The following is a 16,198-nucleotide window of genomic DNA, read 5'->3' as shown; positions in this document are numbered from 1 at the left end:
GTAGCCGGTTTGGACCCGGCGATGCCCTCTCCCACAGGGGGAGAGGGCACTGTATTGCGCAGTCTCACTGCGGCGACAAGGAGCTCTTCCTACTTCACCAGGGGGCAGCCGCCCTTGTCGAGCGGGCGGAAGGCCTCGTCGCCTGGGACGGTGGCGATCAGCTTGTAGAGATCCCAGTCGCTCTTCGACTCCTCGGGCTTCTTGACCTCGAACAGATACATGTCGTGGACCATGCGGCCGTCGATGCGGATCTTGCCGTTCTTGGCAAAGAAGTCGTTCACCGGCATGGCGCGCATCTGCTCCATCACCTTCGGTGCCTCGTCGGTGCCGATTGCCTCGATCGCCTTGAGGTAATGCATGGTCGCGGAATAGAGCCCGGCCTGGATCATGGTCGGCATATGCCCGACCTTGTCGTTGAAGCGCTTGGAGAAGGCGCGGGTCTCGTCGTTCATGTCCCAGTAGAACGCGTCGGTGACGATCAGGCCGGAGGTCGACTTGATCCCGAGCGAATGCACGTCAGTGATCTCCATCAGCAGCGCGATCATCTTCTGGCCGCTCTGCGCCAGACCGAACTCGGCGGCCTGCTTCAGCGCGTTCTGGGTGTCGCCGCCGGCATTGGCCAGGCCCACGACCTTGGCCTTCGACGCCTGCGCCTGCAGCACGAAGGACGAGAAGTCGGACGAGTTCAGGGGATGGCGGACGTCGCCGAGCACCTTGCCTCCGGCCTCCTTCACCACGTTGGCGGCATCGCGCTCCAGCGCCTGGCCGAAGGCGTAGTCCGCGGTGATGAAGAACCAGGTGTCCTCGCCGCGCTTGACCATCGCCTTGCCGGCGACGTTGGACAGCGCATAGGTGTCGTAAGTCCAGTGCACCGTGTTCGGCGAGCATTGCGTGCCGGTGATGTCGGACGAGCCGCCGCCGGAATTGATGTGGATCTTGTTCTTCTCGCGCGTCAGCGCCGAGATCGGCAGCGCCACCGAGGAGGTCGGCACGTCGAAGATGGCATCGACCTTTTCATTGTCGTACCAGTTGCGGGCGATGTTGACGCCGACGTCGGGCTTGTTCTGGTGGTCGGCCGAGACCACCTCGACCTTCTTGCCCTTGACCTTTCCGCCGTAATCCTCGACCGCCATCTGCACGGCCGCAAGCGAGCCCTTGCCGGTGGCGTCCGCATACAGGCTCGACATGTCGGTCAGGACGCCGATCTTGACGATATCATCCGAGATCGTCTGGGCAGATGCGGTTCCGCAGAGGGCTGCGAGCGCGATGGCTGCAGCGGCGGCTTGCGCCGAAGGTCTCATATGTCTCTCCCGAGATTGTTGTTGTTAGTGGGAGAGTTGTAGCCGCCTTGCTGCGTGCTGCAAAGCAAGTCGGCGCATGGGACGGTTGCGAAAGCTTTCAGACGAGAGCGCGATGAGATCAGGATGGATCGTCATCGCGCTTTACGTTGTTGTTGCGCATGGTCTTTTCGGAATGCCGCTGCGCACGTCTTGCGGATCACGCTTTAGAGCGGCGGCAGCGAATTCACCCGCACGGTCATGGTGCCCTCGGCCGTGGCGATCACGCGCAGCGTGGTGGCATCGAAGGCGATGTCGGTCAGGGCCAGATTGTTCACGTCGGTATCGACCCGGATGCCGTTCTCGTTCTTCTGCAGCTCGGCGATCGCGGTCGCGATCTTGTCGCGGACATTGTCGGCGAACGGCTTGAGGTCGATCACGGATCGCTCCATCAAGGCGCGTTGCAGATGGGGAACCGCGGCGCGGGCGGCGGCGCCGAGCAGGCCGAAGGCGGCATCCGATTCGACGGCGAGCTGCAGGTCGGAGAGACGCAGGATCTGCTGCGCCTGGTCGATCATCGGCCGTCCCCAGATGTGCACCGTCGCATCGGCGCCCAGGCCGAAGAAGCTCTCTTTCTCCTTGCCCTTGACTTGGAGCGAGATCAGCAGCCGGTTGCCGGAAGGCACGACGGTGGCGTGCTTCACGGTCACCGCCACCGGGCCGGAGCCGTCCTCGGGGAAGGTCCGCCCCGCGAGCTGCGAATCGACCAGCTTGTTGAGCTCGGTAAAGGGCACGTCGATCGGAACGGCGACGTTGATGCCGCCGGCCGTCGGCGGAATGATCGTGAGCTTCTCGGGGAAGGGACACACCGGCTTGGTCTCCGCAGCCGTTACCTTCGTTTCCGCCTCGATGCCGATCGTGATGCTGGCTGTGTTGGAATCGATCACGGGCTGGGCCGCGAGCGCCCGCGTCGGCTTGATCTCGAGCCAGACGGCGGGCAGGCCGGGGGCGGTGCCCTGCAGCGGCACCGAGCGGCAGGCGCGGGCCCATTGCGCCTGCGCGTTGCGCTTCATCGTCGGGTCCTTGCGCAGCCGGTCGCTGAGCACGGCGAGCTGATCGTTGACGGTCTTGTCGATGACCGGCTTCATCTGCGCCGGCACGTTGACCCGGGCGCCGGCCACCGTGAGCGCGGTGTCGCCGAGATTGACCTGGGCGGAGAAGTTCGGCTCGACATACCAGGAGCTGGCGAGCCGCGGCCGCATCGCGATCAGGACGTTGCCCTTGATGTCGGCGGTGGCGTTCAGATTCTTGATGTTGATGCCGCCGATCTGCTTCGCAGCATCGGAGCCGAGCAGGCCGCCGAGGGCGTCGCCGATCGCGCCGGTGGCCTTCGAGGACAGCGAGCCCGTGACATTCAGCCGGCCCGACAGCGGCGTCGCCAGCGACAGCGTATCCTGTGTGCCGGTCGCGGCGATGGCGCCGCGGTTGACTGTCCAGCCGATATCGGCGTTCTGCAGGATCTGGCTGACGGGATTATCGGCCTTGCCGGAGAAATTGCGCGGGGTCGCCTTCTCGGCCGCGTCCCGGATGGCACCGAGCGAGATCGAGACCGGCGCCATCATGATCGAATTGCGCGTGGCCGGGGGCAGCGGCGGCAGCTGAGTGAGCTGCGGCGCCGGCGTGCTGCCCGAGAACAGAAAGACTTCCCACGCGATGATGCCGATCAGCACGATGGCAGCGACGCCGGCAGCGCCGATCAGGATCAGCCGCAGCCGTGGCGGCGAGCGCCGCGGCGGGGGCTGCATTCTCGGGGCGAGCGGGTGAGGCTTGCCCTGCCAATCCGGTCGGGGCGTCGGAAGGTTCATGTCGGATTCCACGGACTCCAGCCGCCCGCGTGCCGGCTGCTGCCGCGCGCGGGCGAAAACGCGGTTAATACAAGATTGCCGAGCTTACAGGGCCGGACAGAGGCGCGCCAGGGCAGCCGGCGGAGCCGGGAGCCATCAATCGGCCGTGATGGTGAATGGGGCAGGGCACGCAAAGAAGTGACCGCCGGGGCGTATGCGGCCACGGCGGTCCAGTCAGGGAGGATCCGAAAAGGGGATGGGAGAAGAGAGTGGGCGCGCCCGTCAGCGCGTCACGCGGCCGAGATCGGCCCGGCGCTCCATCGGCAGCACGATCACCTTGGCGCCAACATTCACGCGGGAATAGAGGTCGATCACGTCCTGATTGGTCAGGCGGATGCAGCCCGACGACACATGGGTGCCGATCGTCTCGGGCGCGTTGGTGCCGTGAATGCGGTAGACGGTGCCGCCGAGATACATCGCGCGGGCGCCGAGCGGGTTGCCGGGACCGCCGGCCATGTGGCGCGGCAGATAAGGCTGGCGTGCGATCATCTCCGGCGGCGGCGTCCAATCCGGCCACTCCGCCTTCTTCGTCACCGACTGCACGCCCGACCACGTGAAGCCGTCGCGGCCGACGCCGATACCGTAGCGCATCGCCTGGCCGTTGCCGAGGATGTAGTAAAGGTACTTGTTAGGTGTATCGATCACGATGGTACCGGGCGCCTCGCGGCTCGCGTAGCTCACGGTCTGGCGGCGCAGCCGCGCCGGCAGCTCATAGTCCGTGGCCTCGTCCTCGCGCGGATCGATGATCTGCGGCGCGGCCGCAGGCGGCTCATAGGTCGCGACCGGCGGCGGCAGCAGGAACGGAAAGGGAAGCGGCGCGGGCGGCGCTGCGTGTGTCGGGGTGGCGGCCATCATGGCGCCGGCGATCAGCGTGCCAAGCAGAATATGGGAGGATGAACGGATTTTGCCTGAGGTGAGCATGGACGTCCCCTGTTTGATTATTTGACGCCGTGCCGGTCATCCCGATCGGCACCGTTGAAATCAGCTGCCTGTCATCATTGTTTTGGCGCATTGGACGAGCGCCCGATGCTGCAACTCATAAGGGAGAAAAGTTTCGCTGCGTTTGCGCGGTGCCGGCAAAACGGTTTCGTCGGCTTAACCGTTTGTTTCATGACGGTTTCACGACAGCGCCCGCGCGATTGCGCCACAGATCGCGGGGAAAACGGCCCGAGGCAGGCAAAAACACCTTCGACAGTTCGATGACGTCACACGCCTGAAATAACAATGTCGGAATTTGCGGCTGTTCAGAATCGCTGCAACTCTCCGGATCGCCTTATGCGGATCTTAATCGCTACCGACGCCTGGCACCCGCAGGTCAATGGCGTGGTGCGCACGCTCACATCGCTGTCGCGGGCGGCTGCCGGTCTCGGCGCCGACATCACCTTCCTCACGCCGGAAGGCTTTCCGTCGTTCGGCGTGCCGACCTATCCGGGTCTGCGCCTTGCGATTCCCAAGCCGAGCGAGATCGCTCGTCGTATCGAGGCGGCTGCGCCCGACGCCATTCATATCGCGACCGAAGGCACGATCGGCTGGTCGGTGCGGCGCTACTGCCTGCGCCACGGCCTGCCGTTCACGACGTCCTACACGACGCGCTTCCCTGAATATGTCTCGGTGCGCACCGGCATTCCCGATGCCGTCGGCTACTGGGTCATGCGCCGCTTCCACGATGCGGCCGCGATGACGATGGTTGCCACGAATTCGCTGCGGCAGGAGCTCGCGGGCCGCGGCTTCAAGAAGCTCGGCTTCTGGACCCGCGGCGTCGACACCAAGCTGTTCAATCCCGATGAGCCGGCTACGCTCGATCTGCCGCGACCGATCTTCCTGTCTGTCGGCCGCGTCGCGGTCGAGAAGAATCTCGAAGCGTTCCTGTCGCTCGATCTGCCGGGCTCCAAGGTCGTGGTCGGCGATGGTCCGGCCAAGGCGGAGCTGGAGCGCCGCTTCCCGACGGCGCATTTCCTCGGCGAGAAGAAGGGCAAGGACCTCACGGCGCATATGGCCGCCGCGGACGTCTTCGTCTTCCCGAGCCTGACCGATACGTTCGGCGTGGTGCAACTGGAATCGCTCGCCTGCGGCACGCCGGTGGCGGCGTTCCCGGTCACCGGGCCGCTCGACGTCATTGCCGATCATCCGATCGGCGCGATCGACTGGGATCTGCGCGCGGCCTGCCTGAAGGCATTGACGATGTCGCGCGAGACGTGCCGGGCTTTCGCACTCGACCGCTCCTGGGAGAACAGCGCGCGCCAGTTCATCGGCAATCTCGCCGTTCTCCAGCCGTCCCGCATCATCCGTCCCGCACCGGTCGTGGCCGGCGAGAGCGTGGTGCGTGGCTGACAGGAACTATCGCGTCAACAAATCACTTTCAAAAGTAGCGAGAAGTAAAGATGGCAGAAACCATGAAGCTCGATGGTACGCGCGAGCTCGATTTCGATCGCGAGCAGGTCGAGCAGGCCTATGACCGTTGGGCGCCGATCTACGACCTCGTGTTCGGCGGCGTGTTCGAGAAGGGCCGCAAGGCCGCGATCGCAGCCACCAACAAGATGGGCGGCCGCGTGCTCGAGGTCGGCGTCGGCACCGGCATCTCGCTGCCGCTCTATGCGCCGCATGTCCGCGTATTCGGCACCGACATCTCCGAGGCGATGCTCGGCAAGGCGATGCGCCGCGTCGCCGACCAGCGGCTGAAGAACGTCGAGGGTCTGGCGGTGATGGATGCCGAGAACCTCGATTTTCCCGATGATTCCTTCGACGTCGTGATGGCGCAATATGTCGTCACCGCCGTGCCGAATCCGGAGGTCGCGCTCGACGAGTTCGCCCGCGTGCTGCGTCCGGGCGGCGAGCTGATCATCCTGACCCGCGTCAGCGCCGATGACGGTCTGCGCCGCGTCATCGAGCAGGCGCTGCAGCCGGTGGTCCGCCGCCTCGGTTTCCGCACCGCCGAGTTCGGCTGGTCGCGCTACATGCGCTGGCTCGCCGGCGCGCAGCGCATGGAGCTGGTGGAGCGCCGCCTGATTCCGCCGCTCGGCCACTTCTCGCTGGTCCGCTTCCGCAAGATGGATCTCGCTGCCGCCGCCTGAGGGCGCGGCAGCCTCCTACCGCTGCGCGCGGCCTTCCCCGTAGTTTTCGACGTTTCCTTGCGTCCGTTCGTGTGACATCTTGATGATGTCACACGAACTACATCGAATCCCTGTACACGACCTGCAACTCATTCTTCGGAGCAACCATGATCAAGAACTTTCTGGAGCAGCTGCGGATCCAGCGCTGGGACGACCACCGCTACTATCACCACAGCCGCATCAATCAGAGCCTGCACTTCGTCAGCGCGCTCAGCTTCCTGATCGCCTATGTCATGATGGTGTTCGACCCGCTGATGTCGGCGCTGATCGGCTGGCTGGTGTCGATGACCTCGCGCCAGGCGGGTCACTTCTTCTTCGAGCCGAAGGGCTATGACCACGTCAACCAGGCGACCCACGAGCACAAGGAAGAGATCAAGGTCGGCTACAATCTGCAGCGCAAGGTCGTGCTGATGTCGATCTGGGCCGCCGCTCCTGTCGTGCTCTACCTGCAGCCGACCTTCTTCGGCCTGCTGTCGCCCTGGACCACGGCGATGGATTTCGCCCGCGAAACCGCCAAGCTGTGGCTGGTCATCGGCATCGGCGGTCTTGTCTTCCGCACCGTTCAGCTGTTCTTCATCCGCGACGTCGAGACCGGCCTCGTCTGGATGACCAAGATCATCACCGACCCGTTCAACGACTTCATGCAGTACCGCTCGGCTCCGCTGGCGCTGCTGCGCGGCGAACTGATCGATCCGGGCCTGCATCTGATGAACGAAGGCCTCGAAGAGCAGCACGCCTGAGCTGGCTTGAAGTCTGAAACGTCGCGATGCCCGGGCCAGTCCCGGGCATCGGTGTTTGTGGGGGACTGTCAGTGTCTTGCAGGAAGCGCAAGTGAGATCAATCGCGCACGGAGCCAGGAGGGCAGTGCCACCCTCCCCTGGAGGGGGAGGGTCGACGCACGCGCAGCGGGCGTCGGGGTGGGGTGATCTGTCCGCGCGCGCCGGTGAATGCGGGGAGATCACCCCACCCCGCCTCACGTGCCGCTGCGCGCCCCGCAAGGCGACCCTCCCCCTCCAGGGCGGGGCTATCGCTTATGGACGTGCAAAGCTGTCTCGGCGAACGATGCTGCCGATGATGTTCTCCGTCATGCCCGGGCTTGTCCCGGGCATCCACGTCGTTCTCAGGATGCCGAACGACGTGGTGGATGGCCGGGACAAGCCCGGCCATGACGTTGTGGAGATGGACCAGCGCCAAACTCCGATCGTCGTATGCGATCACCCTGCCCTCCAGGGGAGGGTGAGAGAGGCCTCAGCGGCCGAAGGCGGCGCCGAGCATCTCTTTCAGGATCTGGCGCTTGATCGCCTTGTTGGTGAGGCTGCCGTCGTTCCACCACCAGCCGTCCTGCTTCATCTTCTCGGTGGCCGCGACGAAGCGCTTGGTGACCTCGGCGAAATCGGCGTCGGTGTAGTTGAGGCTGAAGATGAAGCGGCCGGTACCGACCCAGCTCAGCGCCAGGCCCTCGGCGCGCAGATAATATTGCAGCATCCAATTGTAGCGCGACGGCACGGTGTACTCGACCAGCCAGATCGACTGCATGTTGGACACTCGCACCGGCAGGTCCTTAGACGTGAGCTCCGCATTGAGCTGCGCGGCGCGGCCGTTCCAGGTGTCGTCGAGGCCGTCATAGATGGCGCGGAAGTTCGGGCTGTTGAGCCGGCTCAGGAACTCGTCCATCGCCGTCATGACGTAGGGATGCGAGTTGAAGGTGCCGCGGGCGAAGCAGATGTCGGCCGGGCGGTCGTCGCGGAAGCGGCGCATATACTGCTTCTTGCCGCAGACCACGCCGATCGGCAGACCGCCGCCGAGGCTCTTGCCGTAGGTCACCATGTCGGCCTTCACGCCGAAATATTCCTGGGCGCCGCCGGGCGCGAGCCGGAAGCCGAGGAAGACCTCGTCGAACAGCAGCACGATGCCGCGCTCGGTGCACACCTCGCGGAGCTGCTTCAGCCAGGCCGTGTAGGCCTCGCGGTCGTAACGGCCCTTGCGCGAGGAATCCACCAGCGCCGAATCGCCGGGCGCGTTGCTGTTCGGATGCAGCGCCTGCAGCGGATTGACGAGCACGCAGGCGATGTCGCGCCGCGTGCGCAGCACGTGCAAGGTTCGCTCGGACATTTCCGCGAGCGTGTAGGTCTCGTGCGGCGCGATCGGGTTGCCGACGCCGGGCTGCACGTCGCCCCACCAGCCGTGATAGGCACCGGCGAATCGCACCAGGTGCGAGCGGCCGGTATGGTAGCGGGCGAGCCGCACCGCCTGCATGACCGCCTCGGTACCGGACATGTGGAACGAGACCTCGTCCATGCCGGACAGCTCGGTCAGCCGCTTCACATTGTCGGCGACGACCGGATGATACAGGCCGAGCACCGGGCCGAGCGCCTGCGCGCGCCGCTCGGCGGCCGCGATGCACTCCTTGTAGAAGTCGTAGCCGAAGATGTTGACGCCGTAGGAGCCGGTGAGGTCGTAGAACTGGTTGCCGTCGAGATCGGTGATCGTCACGCCCGACGAGGACTGCATGAACGAGCCGGCGCCGAGCTGCTCCTTGACCAGTCTGCTGTACTGGAACGGCACCCGGTAGGCCTGGGTGAACTGCAAATCGGAGATGCGGCTCGCGGCCTCCGCGGTCAGCGCACGGCTCTTGGCGAACTTCTCCTGGAACAGCGCGCCGAGCCGGAAGAAGCCGTCCTGGCGCTGCGTGGCGATCGCCTGCGGCGCGCCGTCGGAGCGGAAGAAGTCGTCGATGTCGAACTCATAGCGCGGGATCAGCTTGGAGATCCGGCGGGACATCTTGGAATGGCCGGCCAGCGAGCGGTGCTTGGCGCGCGACAATTCGATGCGGGCCTTGACCTTCGGGGCGACGGCGGCCGTCACGGCAGCGCCAACGGCGAGCGATACATAAGGAATCGAGGTTTCCATCATGTCCAAAAGCGCTAACCCCACCTGCTGACAGATTCATGACAATCAAAAGCCTGATCGCCTCCTTCACCCAACAGGAAGATCTTAACTTCCTGCTCACCAACCGCGTGCCGCGTGCGACGCTGACCCGCTTCATGGGCTGGTTCTCCAAGATCGAGAACCCGCTGGTCAAGGACGCCTCCATCGCGCTGTGGAAGCTGTTCTCCGACCTCGACCTCTCCGAGGCCAAAGAAAGCGAGTTCAAGAGCCTGCACGCCTGCTTCACCCGCGAGCTGAAGCCGGGCCAGAGGCCGTTCGATCCCGATCCCGCTATCGTGACCACGCCCTCCGACGGTATCATCGGCGCGCACGGCCAGATTCGCGACGGCGAGATGTATCAGATCAAGGGCGCGCCGTACTCGTTGAAGGATCTGGTTGCGGACCCCGCCGTCGTCGAGACCCATCGCAACGGCAGCTTCGTCACGATCCGGCTGACGTCGAGCATGTATCACCGCTTCCACGCGCCGGCGGATATGACGCTCGAGCATGTCAGCCTGATCCATGGCGACGTCTGGAACGTCAATCCGATTGCGTTGAAGCGCGTCGAGCGGCTGTTCTGCAAGAATGAGCGCGCCGTGATCCGCACCCATCTTGCAACAGGCGAGCCGTTCACGATCGTGCCGGTCGCCGCGATCCTGGTCGCGAGCATCCGCCTGCATGCGTTGGATCGCGTGTTGAATGCGCAGACCGAACGGCCTCTGTCTTACGTCTGCAACAACCCGGTGAAGAAGGGTGACGAGCTCGGCTGGTTCGAGCATGGCTCGACGATCATCCTGCTCGCGCCCGGTGACTTCACGTTCTGTGAAGGGATCTCGGAAGGCGCGCGCGTCCGTGCTGGCCAACCACTGTGGCGCAGGCGCGTCGCCGAAGGTTCAATGTGACGTCGGCACGACAGCCATCTCGATTTCACCGTTGCGCCTGCCCATATCCTGGCGTTGAACTGGCGAATCAACGGGCTGCAACCCGGTGGTGTGGGAGAGGCGATGGCGAGAGTGCCGATCATGGCAGCAGGCGGCATTGTGCTGCGGCGGGAGCAACCGCCGCGGATCGCGGTCGTGCGCCTGCGCAAGCGCGACGAATGGGTGCTGCCGAAGGGCAAGCTCGACGACGGCGAGACGCCGCGTGATGCAGCCAAGCGCGAGGTGCTGGAGGAGACCGGCCACAAGGTGACCGTGCATGAATTCCTCGGCACCTTGGTCTATGACACCGGCACGCGCTCCAAGGTCGTGCACTATTGGCGGATGGAAGCGAGCGGCACGCAGACGCAGCCGCTGATGGACGACGTCCGCGCCGTCGATTGGCTGCCGCTGGATGCGGCGGTCGAGCGCCTGTCGCGCGATCACGAGAAGACATTTCTGGAGACGGTCGGCCCCTATGCGCTGGCCGGTCTGATCCGCAAGGCCAAGGCCAAGCCGGCGCAGGAGCCCAAAGCCGCTGTTGAAAAGGCGGTGGTTGAAAAGGCTGCGGTCGAGAAAGCACCCGTCGAAAAGCCTTCGACCGAGAAGCCCGCGGTTGCCAAAAAGCGCCGTAGCCGCGCGGCGCCGCAGTCCGCGCCGACCGAGCTGCCTGTCGCGCCAGCCGCGGTCGAGCCCGTCGAGGCGATCCCGCCGGCCGTCGAGGTCATGGAGGCGATCCCGGAGATCTCAAGCGAACCGGCGCTCGATGCGAGCTCCGCGTTGGATGGCTCCGAACCGGTTGCGGCCGAGGCGGCATTGCCGCCGCAAACGGAGCCGGTGGCCGCGCCCGAGGCTGCGGCTCCCGAGCGTGTGCCGGCGGATCTCGAACGCGTCGAGGCCGTCGCCGCCGCAATCAAATCGCTCGTGCCGTCGGCTGCTGAGCCGGTCGCTGAGTACGGCCAGCAAAGCGCGGACGCGTTGAAGCCCGACACGGATGTTGAGCTGCAGGACGGCGCCATCGCCACCAGTGACGCGCCGGACAGCGGCGGGCGTCGCAGCCTGGCACAGAAGATGCGGGCCTGGCTCGGCCGGGCGGCCTGAGCCTGAGGGGCCCCGCGGCCTGCCGCTAGTCCTTCTGTCCGCCACGCGAAAATTGCTGAGAACCATTCGCGCCATTGCGGGTTGATGCGGGTCCGTCAACGGAGACCCCGCATGAGCCCGCCGCGCGAGAGTGCCGCATCTCTCACCAAACCCGCCCCGCTGTCCGTCACCCTGCGGATCAATGGCGAAAGCCGCACGCTGTCGGTGGCGCCCTGGACGACCTTGCTCGATCTCCTGCGCAATCATCTCGATCTCACCGGCACCAAGAAGGGCTGCGATCACGGCCAGTGCGGCGCCTGCACCGTGCTGATCGACGGCCGCCGTTCGCTCTCCTGCCTGACGCTCGCGGTGATGAAGGACGGTGCCGAGATCACCACGATCGAGGGCCTCGCCAAGGGCGACGAGCTGCATCCGCTGCAGCAGGCCTTCATCGATCACGACGCCTTCCAATGCGGCTATTGCACGCCGGGGCAGATCTGCTCCGGCGTCGGCCTGATCGCCGAGGGCAGGGCGAAGACGAAGCACGAGATCCGCGAGCTGATGAGCGGCAACATCTGCCGCTGCGGCGCCTATCCGAACATCGTCGGCGCGATCGAGCAGGCCATGAATAAGCCGACCATCGGAGGCGGCCAATGAACAGCTTCGACTACGCACGCGCCAGCGATGTCGCGGAGGCCGTCAGGCTGAAGGCCGATACCCCCGATGCAAAATTCATCGCCGGCGGCACCAATCTCATCGACCTGATGAAGTATCACGTCGAGCAGCCGCGCCGCCTGATCGACATCAGCCGCCTGCCGCTGAACGCAGTGGAGGAGACGACTGCCGGCGGCGTCAGGATCGGCGCGCTGGTGCCGAACAGCACGCTGGCCTATCACCCTCTGATCGAGAGCCGCTATCCGCTGCTGTCAAGCGCCATCCTGGCCGGCGCCTCGGCGCAGCTGCGCAACATGGCCTCGACCGGCGGCAATTTGCTGCAGCGGACCCGCTGCGCCTATTTCTACGATGTCGCCACGCCCTGCAACAAGCGCGTGCCCGGCGCCGGCTGCTCGGCGATCGACGGCCTGAACCGCAATCACGCGATCCTCGGCACCAGCGCAAATTGCATCGCGACGCATCCGTCCGATATGTGCGTGGCGCTGGCCGCGCTGGAAGCCACGGTGCATGTCGCAGGCCCGCAGGGCGAGCGCACGATCGCGTTTGCCGATTTCCACCGTCTGCCCGGCGACCGGCCCGATCTCGACAACACGCTGCGCGCCGACGAGATCATCACCGCGATCGAGCTGCCGGCGCAGGGTTTTGCCGCCAACTACAGCTATCTCAAGATCCGCGATCGCCTGTCCTACGCCTTCGCCCTGGTCTCGGTCGCTGCGGCGATCGAGCTGGACAATGGCGTCATCAGCGACGCACGGCTCGCGCTCGGCGGCGTTGCCCACAAGCCGTGGCGCAACGAGGCTGCGGAGGCCGCGCTGCGCGGCCAGGCGCCGGAGCGCGCCACCTTCGAGCGCGCGGCCGACATCCTGCTCCAGGACGCCAAGCCGCGGCGACACAACGCCTTCAAGCCGCGGCTCGCCCGTCGCGCCATCGTCCGCACGCTGACGCAGGCCGCCAACGGCACGCCGCAGATCCAATCCATCAAGACCATCTGGTGATCTCATGACCGCTCACATCGGCACTGCCACCTCCCGCGTCGACGGCCGCGCGAAGGTCACGGGCGCCGCCAAATACGCCGCCGAGTTCTCGGCGCCAGACCTCGCCTTCGGCGTCGTGGTCAGCTCCACGATCCCCAGGGGACGCGTCGTCAGCATCGATACCAGCCGGGCCCGTGCGGTCGAGGGCGTCATCGACGTGCTGACCCACACCAACCGCGTCCGCATGGCCGACAAGGACGACGGCTACCGCGATGAGGTCGCGCCCGAGGACGGCTCGCCCTATCGTCCGCTGTACGACGACCGCGTGCATTTCAACTTCCAGCCGGTCGCGCTGGTCGTGGCCGAGGACGAGGACACCGCGCGCTTCGCCGCGACGCTGGTCAATGTCCGCTATCACACCGAGGAGTTCGCGACCGATCTGCATGCCAAGCGCGAGCAGGCCTTCAAGGTCGACAAGCCGGTCAAGCCGCGCGGCGACGCGACCAAGGCGCTGGCCGGCGCGCCCGTGCGTCACGATGCCGATTACGGCGTGCCGATCGAGTATCACAATCCGATGGAGCTGTATGGCTCGACCGTGCTCTGGAAGGACGGCGGCAAGCTCGTCGTCTACGACAAGACCCAGGGCGTGCAGAACGTGCAGCGCTATGTCTGCAGCGTATTCGAGCTGAAGGAGGACGACGTCCAGGTGATGTCGCCGTTCGTCGGCGGCGCCTTCGGCTCCGGCTTGCGGCCGCAGTTCCAGGTCGCGCTGGCGGCGATGGCAGCGCTCAAGCTCAAGCGCGCGGTGCGCGTCGTGCTCAGCCGCGCGCAGATGTACGGCCTGTGCTACCGCCCCGCGACAATCGAGCGGCTGGCGCTCGGCGCCACGAGTGACGGCGCGCTGACGGCGCTGACGCATGAGGCCATTTCGATGACGTCGCAGCACGAGGCGTTCTCGCGCAACGACATCGGCTGGGGCGACGTGCTCTACACCTCCGAGACGTCGCGCGCGACGCACCGCCTCGCCAAGCTCGACGTGCCGACACCAGGCGACATGCGCGCGCCGGGTGCGGCGAGCGGCGTGTATGGCCTGGAATGCGCGATGGACGAGCTTGCCGTGGCGCTGAAGATGGACCCGCTGGAGCTGCGGCTGCGCTGCTACACGGATCGCGACCAGGACAAGAACCTGCCGTTCTCCAGCAAGCGGCTCAAGGAATGCTATCAGCAGGGCGCCGAGGCGTTCGGCTGGTCGAAGCGCAGCGCCGAGCCGCGCTCGATGCGCGACGGAAGCGAGCTGGTCGGCTGGGGCATGGCGAGCGGCGCCTGGGAAGCGATGCAGATGCCGTTCGCTTCGCGCATCGTGATGACCGCCAACGGCCATGTCGAAGTGGCCAGCGCGACTTCGGACATCGGCACCGGCACCTACACCATCATGGCGCAGGTCGCCGCCGACATGCTGGGCGTGCCGCTCGACAGCATCACCGTGAAGCTCGGCGATTCCACCCTGCCAAAGGCGCCGGTCGAGGGCGGCTCATGGACCGCCGCCTCGATCTCGCATGCCATCGTCAATGCCGCCGACGACATCCGCGCCGAGCTGTCGCAGATCGCGCAGACCATGCCGGACTCGCCGCTGCAGGGGCTGACGGCCGACGAGGTCACCTTGGCCGACGGCGCCATTGTCGCGATCGCGGATCGCAGCCGGTCGGTGCCGATGTCCGACGTCATGCGCCACGGCGGCAAGGATCGCATCGAGAAGGAGCGCGGCGCGGACTTCGAGGACGACGACAAGCACGCCCACAACACCCACTCGGCGATCTTCGTCGAGGTGAAGGTCGACGAGGAGCTCGGAGTGATCCGCGTGACGCGCATCGTCAACGCCGTGGCCGCGGGGCGCATCCTCAACACCAAGACCGCGGCGAGCCAGATCATGGGCGGCGTCGTCATGGGCATCGGCATGGCGCTGCACGAGGAGGCTGTGATCGATCACCGCTTCGGCCGCATCATGAACGCCAACATCGCCGAGTATCACATGCCGGTGAACGCCGACGTCCACGACATCCAGGTCATCTTCGTCGACGAGGAGGATCGCATCATCAACAAGATGGGCATCAAGGGCGTCGGCGAGATCGGAATCGTCGGCGTGCCCGCCGCGATCGCCAACGCCGTGTATCATGCGACGGGCAAGCGCGTGCGCGATCTGCCGATCACCTTGGACAAATTGCTGGGGTGAGCATCGCTTGACCCGATGCCGAGCGCAGACCATGATCGTCGGATGATCCCATCGTCCGATGCCGGACACGCATGCCGATTGTCATGGTCTCCGATCTGGCGGCGCTCGCAGCCGCGCTCAGCATCGCCGTCAGCAACATCGTCGCTCCGTCGGCCGTTCGTCATCTCGGCCCGCTGGTGTTCAACGCCATCCGTCTGGCCGCCGCGCTCGTCACGGTGCTGATCACCGTCGCGCTGCGGGGGCATTGGGCGTCGCCATCCGTCACTCAATTGCTGATGCTGGCGGGCTCGAGCCTGCTCGGCGTCGTGGTTGCGGATTCCTGCTTCTATGCGGCGTTGGCGCGGCTCGGGCCGCGCCTGACGTCTGTGGTCTATGCGAGCTGGGCAGGTTTCGCTGCCATGCTCGGCTATCTGCTGCTGGGCGAAACGTTGTCGGTGATCAAGAGCGCAGGAATTGGCTGCATCATGGCGGGCGTCTGCATCGCCATCATCTTCAGACAACCCGGCGCGATTGCCGATGAGACCCACGGCTCGCTGCGTTCGGGCCTCCTGTTCGGCCTTGCATCCGCGTTGTTCGCGGCCGCCGCCGTCCTGATCGCCCGGCCTGTCATGGCGGCGGGACTGGATCCGGCTTTGGCTACATCGATCCGTGCTGCGATCGGACTCGTCGCCTTGCTGATCTTGTCCGCCATGCCCGGCGTCCGACGCTCCAGCCCGGCGAGCGCATCCGTCGTCCTCCGATCCGCGCTCAGCGGCGTGCTCGGGATGGGGGTGGGCATGACTCTGGTCTTGTTCGCGTTGACGAGCCGGCCGGTCGGGATCGTATCCAGTCTGTCGTCCACGACGCCCGTCATGATCCTGCCGCTGCTCTGGTGGAGCACCGGTCTCCGGCCGTCTGGGGCCGCCTGGCTCGGCGCTGTGCTGGCGGTCATGGGCATCGCCGCAATCACCAGCGGATTCTGAAACCCGCGATCGTAACGCCAACAATCCTGCCGCACTCTCTCCTTGGTTCGCGGCGCCGGCGGACATCTCTCCACGCTTCCGCCCCATGCTGTCCGGATTGTCGGAGGACAAGCAGGCGGCGCCCGAGCCGGCGCAATTTGG

13 protein-coding genes are annotated in these 16,198 nt (G+C 65.8%); 9 read left to right on the top strand and 4 right to left on the bottom strand.

Annotated features, from left to right (window positions below; translation table 11 throughout):
- Positions 1-89 precede the first annotated feature (89 nt).
- The 3 genes from ACVILH_RS00470 to ACVILH_RS00460 form a co-directional block, all read right to left on the bottom strand.
- On the bottom strand, positions 90-1,301 hold the full coding sequence (locus ACVILH_RS00470) for an ABC transporter substrate-binding protein (protein WP_456711120.1): 1,212 nt from the start codon (positions 1,299-1,301) through the stop codon (positions 90-92).
- Between the two features lie 203 nt (positions 1,302-1,504).
- Positions 1,505-3,142 (bottom strand): DUF4403 family protein, encoded by a 1,638-nt coding sequence (locus ACVILH_RS00465; RefSeq protein ID WP_456711119.1) that lies wholly within the window; start codon positions 3,140-3,142, stop codon positions 1,505-1,507.
- Between the two features lie 261 nt (positions 3,143-3,403).
- Positions 3,404-4,102 (bottom strand): L,D-transpeptidase, encoded by a 699-nt coding sequence (locus ACVILH_RS00460; RefSeq protein ID WP_456711118.1) that lies wholly within the window; start codon positions 4,100-4,102, stop codon positions 3,404-3,406.
- 354 nt (positions 4,103-4,456) lie between these two features.
- On the opposite strand from ACVILH_RS00460, the gene ACVILH_RS00455 reads away from it, so the two are divergent.
- The 3 genes from ACVILH_RS00455 to ACVILH_RS00445 all read left to right on the top strand — a co-directional run bounded on the left by ACVILH_RS00455 (position 4,457) and on the right by ACVILH_RS00445 (position 7,031).
- Entirely contained in the window at positions 4,457-5,512 is a 1,056-nt protein-coding gene (locus tag ACVILH_RS00455) for a glycosyltransferase family 4 protein (RefSeq protein WP_456711117.1), read from the top strand.
- A 50-nt stretch (positions 5,513-5,562) separates the two neighbouring features.
- Positions 5,563-6,252, top strand: a complete 690-nt coding sequence (locus ACVILH_RS00450) for a class I SAM-dependent methyltransferase (RefSeq protein WP_456711116.1) — start codon at positions 5,563-5,565, stop codon at positions 6,250-6,252.
- 146 nt (positions 6,253-6,398) lie between these two features.
- Positions 6,399-7,031: a hypothetical protein gene (locus ACVILH_RS00445; RefSeq protein WP_456711115.1), complete on the top strand. Its 633-nt coding sequence runs from the start codon at positions 6,399-6,401 to the stop codon at positions 7,029-7,031.
- A 508-nt stretch (positions 7,032-7,539) separates the two neighbouring features.
- Here the strand turns inward: ACVILH_RS00445 and ACVILH_RS00440 are convergent.
- A complete protein-coding gene (locus ACVILH_RS00440) occupies positions 7,540-9,201 on the bottom strand; it encodes an aminotransferase class III-fold pyridoxal phosphate-dependent enzyme (protein WP_456716831.1) in 1,662 nt (553 codons plus the stop codon).
- Between the two features lie 38 nt (positions 9,202-9,239).
- On the opposite strand from ACVILH_RS00440, the gene asd reads away from it, so the two are divergent.
- From asd to ACVILH_RS00410, 6 genes are all read left to right on the top strand, one after another.
- Positions 9,240-10,121, top strand: a complete 882-nt coding sequence (gene asd / locus ACVILH_RS00435; RefSeq protein ID WP_456711114.1) for an archaetidylserine decarboxylase — start codon at positions 9,240-9,242, stop codon at positions 10,119-10,121.
- A gap of 102 nt (positions 10,122-10,223) precedes the next feature.
- Complete coding sequence (locus tag ACVILH_RS00430; protein WP_456711113.1) at positions 10,224-11,237, top strand: NUDIX domain-containing protein; 1,014 nt, start codon at positions 10,224-10,226, stop codon at positions 11,235-11,237.
- A gap of 111 nt (positions 11,238-11,348) precedes the next feature.
- Positions 11,349-11,873, top strand: coding sequence for a (2Fe-2S)-binding protein (locus ACVILH_RS00425; protein WP_456711112.1), 525 nt, complete (start codon positions 11,349-11,351; stop codon positions 11,871-11,873).
- The gene (locus ACVILH_RS00420) at positions 11,870-12,886 is read left to right on the top strand and encodes an FAD binding domain-containing protein (protein ID WP_456711111.1); all 1,017 of its coding nucleotides are present in this window, start codon (positions 11,870-11,872) and stop codon (positions 12,884-12,886) included. The genes ACVILH_RS00425 and ACVILH_RS00420 overlap by 4 nt, the downstream gene beginning before the upstream one ends.
- A 4-nt stretch (positions 12,887-12,890) precedes the next feature.
- Positions 12,891-15,095 (top strand): xanthine dehydrogenase family protein molybdopterin-binding subunit, encoded by a 2,205-nt coding sequence (locus tag ACVILH_RS00415; RefSeq protein WP_456711110.1) that lies wholly within the window; start codon positions 12,891-12,893, stop codon positions 15,093-15,095.
- A 71-nt stretch (positions 15,096-15,166) separates the two neighbouring features.
- Positions 15,167-16,057 carry a DMT family transporter gene (locus ACVILH_RS00410; protein ID WP_456711109.1) on the top strand — a complete coding sequence of 297 codons (891 nt, stop codon included), beginning with the start codon at positions 15,167-15,169 and terminating at the stop codon, positions 16,055-16,057.
- Positions 16,058-16,198 lie beyond the last annotated feature (141 nt).

The organism is Bradyrhizobium sp. USDA 4353 (assembly GCF_054063215.1).
Note: the sequence above shows the minus strand (reverse complement) of the source record. Positions and strands in the feature narration are given on the sequence as shown.